At 26.5% G+C, this 7,268-nt stretch carries 6 protein-coding genes; 2 read left to right on the top strand and 4 right to left on the bottom strand.

From position 1 onward, the window contains the following. On the bottom strand, positions 1–450 hold a 450-nt coding region (locus tag VLM92_RS14235), incomplete at its 3' end, for a PspA/IM30 family protein (RefSeq protein ID WP_325276989.1). Positions 451–802: 352 nt separating this feature from the next. Between VLM92_RS14235 and VLM92_RS14230 the strand changes: the two genes are divergently transcribed. Both VLM92_RS14230 and VLM92_RS14225 read left to right on the top strand, forming a co-directional pair. Further along, the gene (locus VLM92_RS14230; RefSeq protein WP_325276988.1) at positions 803–1,327 is read left to right on the top strand and encodes a 2'-5' RNA ligase family protein; all 525 of its coding nucleotides are present in this window, start codon (positions 803–805) and stop codon (positions 1,325–1,327) included. Between the two features lie 92 nt (positions 1,328–1,419). Then, positions 1,420–2,637, top strand: a complete 1,218-nt coding sequence (locus VLM92_RS14225; RefSeq protein ID WP_325276987.1) for an FAD-binding oxidoreductase — start codon at positions 1,420–1,422, stop codon at positions 2,635–2,637. Positions 2,638–2,860: 223 nt separating this feature from the next. On the opposite strand, the gene VLM92_RS14220 is transcribed toward VLM92_RS14225, so the two are convergent. The 3 genes from VLM92_RS14220 to VLM92_RS14210 all read right to left on the bottom strand — a co-directional run. Continuing rightward, positions 2,861–4,609, bottom strand: coding sequence for a BCCT family transporter (locus VLM92_RS14220; protein WP_325276986.1), 1,749 nt, complete (start codon positions 4,607–4,609; stop codon positions 2,861–2,863). Between the two features lie 1,272 nt (positions 4,610–5,881). Continuing rightward, entirely contained in the window at positions 5,882–6,874 is a 993-nt protein-coding gene (locus VLM92_RS14215; protein ID WP_325276985.1) for an SPFH domain-containing protein, read from the bottom strand. 86 nt (positions 6,875–6,960) lie between these two features. Further along, positions 6,961–7,268: PEP-utilizing enzyme (locus VLM92_RS14210; protein WP_325276984.1), on the bottom strand; the 308-nt coding region annotated here is incomplete at its 5' end.

The raw sequence follows: 7,268 nt of genomic DNA, 5'->3' as shown, positions 1-7,268 counted from the left end.
ATTGTTTATTTCAGCTACATCAAGTCTTGTAGCTAATTCTTGTTTTTTAGATTTCATTTTAGATATTTCTATTTCTAAGTCTTGTATTTTATTTTTTATAAGTTGTATTTTTTCATCTTGTTCTTTTATTCTGTTTTCTGTGTTATTTAGTTTTTCTTCTAAATCTATTTTTTGTTTAACAAATCCTTGTGCTTTTTCTACATCTTCTTTTAATATAGCCGCTTTTGTAGCTTCTTCATATTTATTGATTTTTTCTACTATTTCTTTTTTCTCATTTCTAATTCCATCTACTGATGCTATAAAGTTTGCACATTGTTTTTTTGCATCTTGAAGTAATTTTTCTTTTTTTGATATTGATAAGTCTAACATTTCTATAGGGTCTTCATGTTTTTCTAATGTCTTATTTGCTTTTGCTTCCACAACGTTTTTTAATCTTTTAAAAAATCCCATTTTCTATCCATCCTTTTATACATTATTATATTTAATTTACATAATTATTTTCCTTTGTTGTTATTTTATTACTTTTAACATAAATTTACAAGTAATTAAAAATATTCATCTCAAATAATAATATAATTGATGCTCAAATAAGTTACATTATCACGATATAAAATATTAGTTAGATAGGTTTTATTCTAATGCAATATTATTATCAATATATTGTATGCATATAAGTATTATGTGTTTATATTTATACTAATTTTATGCTTTTAACTATTATGATGCTAATTTTTTAGGATATACTATTTATATTGGATTTGCTAATTTAAAATATTTATTATATTAATACTGGAGGTTTCTTTTGAGATATGTAATTGCAAGTGTTGTAAAAGGTGATGCTGGTAATTTTAATAATAATTTAAGAAAAAAAGTTTTTGAAAAGTTTAAAGCTAAATCTTCAAAGCTTCCTGCTCATTTTACTATTAAAGCTCCTTTTGAAAGTAACGATATAACTGACTTAGAAAATACTTTAGATAATTTTTCTAAGTCTCATACTTCTAAGGAATATAAGATTAAAGGGTATGACCATTTTGATGATAGAGTTATATTTATGAAAGTTTTAATGAGTAATGAAGGCAAACTTATGCACGATGAGCTAATTGATGATTTAAGTACTATTGATTATTTAGATTTTTCTAGAGAAGATGGTAAAGATAAAGTTTTTCATGTTACTATAAGCTCTAAAAAAATAAGAAATATATTTGATAAGTTATGGGGTTATGTTTCTTTAATACCTTGTGATTTTGATTGTAGTTTTGATAATATCTGTATTTATAAGTGGGTTGATAATACTTGGGTGTTGCATAAAGAGTATTTATTAGATTAGTTTTTAGAGTTATTTTAATAATAAATAGTTAAAATGTATAAAAAATTATTTAAATAAGAAACTAATATATGATTAACTTTAGGAGGAAAGTAATGAATATTCAATATGTACAAGGAAAACCGCTATTTATAAATATAAGTAAAAACACAAAACAATATCCCTATTTAACACAGGATATAGAAACAGATGTATGTATAATAGGTGGAGGTGTTACTGGAGCTATAGCTTCGTATTATTTTTCTAAAAATAATATAAAAACTGTAATACTTGAAAAAAAAAGAATAGGTCATTTAAGTACTGGTATAAGTACGGCTCTTTTACAATATGAATTGGATGATAGCTTATCTAAACTTCAAGAATTTATTAAATTAGAGGATGCTATAAGAGGTCATGAATTAGGACTTGTAGCACTTAAACAACTTGAAGATTTCATCAAACAGTATGGAAATAAATGTGACTATAAAAAAAGAGATGCACTATTATATACAGCCAAAACCAATGAAATAAATGCTATAAAAATAGAATATGAACTTAGGAAACAAAATGGATTCGATGTAAGTTACATAGATGAAAATACTAATGAATTTAGTTTTGATTTGAAGGCTGGGATAATATCTAAAGATGGTGGCGCAGAAATAGATCCATATAAATATACGCACCAATTACTAGATATATCTCAAAGTATGGGTTCAAAAGTTTATGAAAATACAGAAGTTATTGATTTAATTCATTATGATGATTATGTAGATATAATAACTGAATTTGGATATAAGGTAAAAGCTAAAAAAGTAATAGTTGCAACTGGGTATGATACTAAAATGTTTAGTGATAGAAATTTCGCTACTAAAGCAACTACATTTAATGTAGCTACAAAACCTGTCAAAAATTTCGATGGATGGAAAAATAGAGTACTGATAAGAGATAACAGCGATCCTTACAATTATCTAAGAACTACAAATGATAATAGGCTTATAATTGGAGGAGAAGATGTTGAGTTTATACCTGATATTTTTGATGAAAAACTAGCTAATGAAAAATATGATATATTAGAAAATAGATTAAAATCTATGTTTAAATATATAAATCATATAGAAATAGATTTTAGGTATTGTGGAACCTTTGCCTCTACTACAGATAACTTAGGATTTATAGGAGAAGATACTAAGCATAAAAATTTATGGTATATACTAGGATATGGAGGTAATGGCATCTTATTTTCAATACTAGGTGGAATGATGTTAAGCGATTTATACAATGGTAAAACAAATAAAGATATGAGATTATTTAGAATAGACAGATTTGATAATTAATAATGTAATTTAAAAGTAATAATTTTTTAGGCTATTCGATACTCTTCCTATTGAGTCCTACTAATCTACCTTAATCTTTTAATTCTGTAAATACTATTTAGTATATCTTTTCTTTATTACAATATAATATAGCTATAAATTACAAAATACATAAAAAGAGCTATTGCCCAACTAACAATTAAGTTAGTTTTGCAATAGCCCCTTGAAATAAATTTATAATATATTAAACTTCTTGCTTATGTTTGTACGTAGATATTTTCTCTTTTAATTTTGAATCTTTATCAAATCCAAATAGATCATTTTTCTCTTTCTTTTTTTCTTCTCCATAACGTTTATTAAAAGTTTTATACATTCTATAATTTTTTGTTCTATTTTGTTCTAAATGAGTTTTTCTAATTTCAAACAATAGTGTAAATGCCATTACTAATAATATAATCGCAAAAGGTAATCCAGTACTTATAAGCGCTGTTTGTAAAGTATTTAATATTTGCGGACCTCCAATTATCAATAATACGGCTGCTATTACACCTTCCATGCAAGCCCAAAATATTCTTTGTGGAACTGGACTATCTAACTTACCACCAGATGTAATATTGTCAACAACTAATGAACCTGAGTCACTAGACGTAACAAAGAAAGATATAATTAAAACTAATGCTAAAATAGATAATAGTGTTTGTATAAAATTAGTTAAAAAAGGAGCTTCTAGATATTTTATTAATTCAAACAATGCAACTGGTAAGTTACTTTGTACAACTTCATAAAGTTGACCATTTGAAATTTGATTTATATAAGTAGCTGTTGCTCCAAATACTGACATCCATATAAATGAAGCTAGAGACGGTATAATCATAACAGCTAAAATAAACTCTCGTACTGTTCTACCTTTTGAAATACGTGCGATGAACATTCCAACAAATGGCGACCATGAAACCCACCATGCTAAATAAAATATTGTCCAACTACCTTGCCAACTTGCATCATCATAAGATATAAACGTAGATGCTCTGAAAAATTCATCTATATAAATACCAAGAGAATTTGAGAAAACTTCAATAATATAGCCAGTTGGTCCTAATAAAGTTATAACTACCATAAATATTAACGCTAACTTAATATTTGCCCTTGATAATATTTTAACTCCCTTATCTAAGCCTGTAACCACAGATAAAGTTGCTGCAAAAGTAATTAAAGCTATTAAAATAACCTGAACAGTTGTATTTACAGGAATCCCAAAAACATAATTAAGACCACTATTAACTTGTTGAACTCCTACTCCAAGTGATGCTGCTAGACCAAATAAACAAGCTATAACCGTTAATAAATCTATAACATCCCCTAAAAGTCCATAAACTTTGTCTTTAAATATTGGGTAAAATACCGAACGTAAAGATAATGGTAAATTTCTATTAAAAGCATAAAATGCTAATGCTAATGCTACCAAAGAATATATAGCCCATGGATGAATTCCCCAGTGTAAATAAGTAGTTGCTAAAGCATTTCCAACAATATCTCCACTTTTAAAAATAGGTGGGATTACATTAGCGTGCATTAATGGTTCTCCTACAGAGTAAAACATTAATCCTATACCCATTCCAGCTGATAAAAGCATCGAGTACCACGAAAAGTTTGAAAATCTTGGAGTTGCATCAACTCCTCCAATCTTTACATTACCATACTTTGAAAATGCAAGGTATAGTCCAATAACAACAAAAATATTACTTGAAAAAATAAATACCCAGTTAGTGCTATTTAATATACTTGTTTTTAAGTCATTAAATACTCTTGTAGTAGTTTCTAAATCAATTAATGAAATTACTGAAAATAAAAGGATAACTAATCCCACTCCAACAGATACAAACGGATTTAAATCCAATCCCCACCTTGTAAAATTCCGTGAATAAAGTTTTTCTTCTATTTCTTTTTTTAAAGCTTCTTTCTTTAAATCTTCTTTTTTTAAATCTTCTCTCATTAAAACCCTCCTAATAAATTATTTTCGTTTTGTTAGCTTATTTATACTTAAATCTCGTCCTAAATAGGGGTTATAAGGAATCTAGAAAAATGTTATAACATAGACATATTTATTAGATTACATGAATATTAAATGTATCATGTAAGTATCTCTAAATACATTGAAAAATCTAGCAAATACGTTGAATTCATAAAGATGAATAAATGGTGTACTGATAAAACTACAGAATGTTCTTTTGCCATATTTAAACAATTTAAAGCCTTCGTGCTCCTAAAATTAATTTCTTTATATTAAATTCCGAAACCAAGTTCAACCTACCGGTTTACTTATATATTCGAGATTAATTTTTAGCATATCTAATTAACAAAACCATTATCTTTTTAATTTAATCATATCTATTATTAATTATTTCTTAATAATTAATAAATAAAATCTCTCAAATTAATATATTTAAATTTTATATTTAAATTATACTTGTATTATTATTGCTTTTTATATTTAAAATTTTTAGTAAAGTGTATACTGCTAAAGTATACATTAATACAAAAAATACAAAATCATATATAAATTCATCTAGACTTTATATATCATTTAAATGGTATGGAAAAAACTCTATATAGACATTATCATAAGAACATTTCTTTTTACTAAAAGATTGAATGATTTCATTTTTAATCATATAATTAAATAAATTATAGCTTAGATATTGTGAATCAAAATGAAATATGACGCCCTCATTGGGCATTTGAACGTTTATTGCATCCTCTAATGTAATAATATTGTTATTAAAGGCATAGCTTACTATCTTTTTTATGTGTAAATCCATAGCTGGTGTTAACTAGCACCAACCATCCTTTACTATATGAATATAGGTAATCTGTTCTACCTATTTTTATCTTTATATACTATTTCAAACTCTTTGGATATTATTTTATGAATTTTAAGAGTGTCCCTATATACCATTACTATTGTAACAAATAGATTGTATTTTTTAATATTTTTCTTTCAGCTTCTCGTTTGCAAGTTTTTTTATGCCTAAAAGAATAGCCTATTTTGCTGATAGCAAATAATATTTATATATCTTTTTATATATTCGATTCAAATTTTTAAGTTTATATAAACTTTAACACTAGATTTAGTATTTGTCAAATTTTTCGTATTCAATTTTAATAACTTTTTCTTAAACTCTTCAAAGCATTTTTAGTAATTTATATAAAAAAGTAAGTAATTCAAACCTTGAATTACTTACTTTCATTATAGCATATTATAAACTTAATAGATTGAGCCACTATTCACTATAGGTTGTGCATCTTTGTTTCCACAAAGAACAACTAATAAATTACTTACCATAGCAGCCTTACGTTCTTCATCAAGAGTTACTATATCATTTTCACTTAAATTAGTTAATGCCATTTCTACCATACTTACAGCACCTTCAACAATTTTCTTACGCGCTGCTATTATTGCTTCTGCTTGTTGACGTTGTAGCATTGCTGCTGCAATCTCAGGTGCATAAGAAAGATGTGTAATACGAACCTCAGTAATTTCAATTCCTGAAATATCAACTCTTGACTGTAGTTCTTCTTTTAACTTATCTGCTATCTCTTGACTACTACCACGAAGAGATTTCTCCTCTCCATCTTCAGCTACATCATATGGATAAAGTCTTGCAACATTACGAATAGTAGAATCACACTGAATTGATAAAAATGTCTTATAATTATCTACATTAAATACAGCTTTAGTTGCATCTACTACCTTCCAGATTACAACAACACCAATTATAATAGGATTTCCTAATTGATCATTAACTTTTTGTTTTTCGTTATTAAGAGTCATTGCTTTTAGAGATACTTTCTTACCACTTGTATTAGCAGATATATCTGTTTTATCTGTAGATGAAGATTTTGAAATGTTAATTGCTGATGATGATGTTGGATTTACTGCTGAGCAAAATGGATTTACCCAATAAAAGCCTTCTTTTTTTATAGTCCCATAGTATTTACCAAATAAAACTAAAACTATTGCTTCTTTAGGGTTAAGTATTTTAAAACCAAACAATAGAATAAAATTCACAACCATTCCTAGTATTCCTAAAATTAATAAAAATGAACCTAAACCATCAAATCCATTACCCATTTTTATTATTCCAAAGCTCATAATACCTATTGAGATTGCTGTAAATAAAAGACTTTCTATTAAAGCTATGACACCATTAAATGCTTTTGCTTCCTTTTCTTCATAATTTACTTCTTCTTTTAACATAAATATATCCCCCCGACTTATATTTGTATTAATTATGTCTCAATATAATAATATCACTCTTATCATTTTAAGTTACATTTTTATGATTATAAAATCTCAACATATCCTTTATCAGCATTTATTCTTATATAGTCACCTGTCTTAATCAGTGTTGTAGCATTTTCTAGTCCAACTAAAGCTGGTATACCATATTCCCTAGCAACTATTGCTCCATGAGTCAAAAGACCTCCCACTTCTAAGATAAGTCCCTTTGCATTTATAAAAAGTGGTGTCCAACCTGGATCTGTAAATTTTGTAACAAGTATTTCTCCTTTTTTAAGATTATCATCTGTAGGATTTAATATTACTCTTGCATATCCTTCATAAATTCCACAAGAAACAGATGTTGCAACCA

The organism is Romboutsia sp. (genome assembly GCF_035470145.1).
In the GTDB taxonomy this organism is placed as follows: domain Bacteria; phylum Bacillota; class Clostridia; order Peptostreptococcales; family Peptostreptococcaceae; genus Romboutsia_D.
This window is presented reverse-complemented; position numbering and strand designations above follow the sequence as displayed.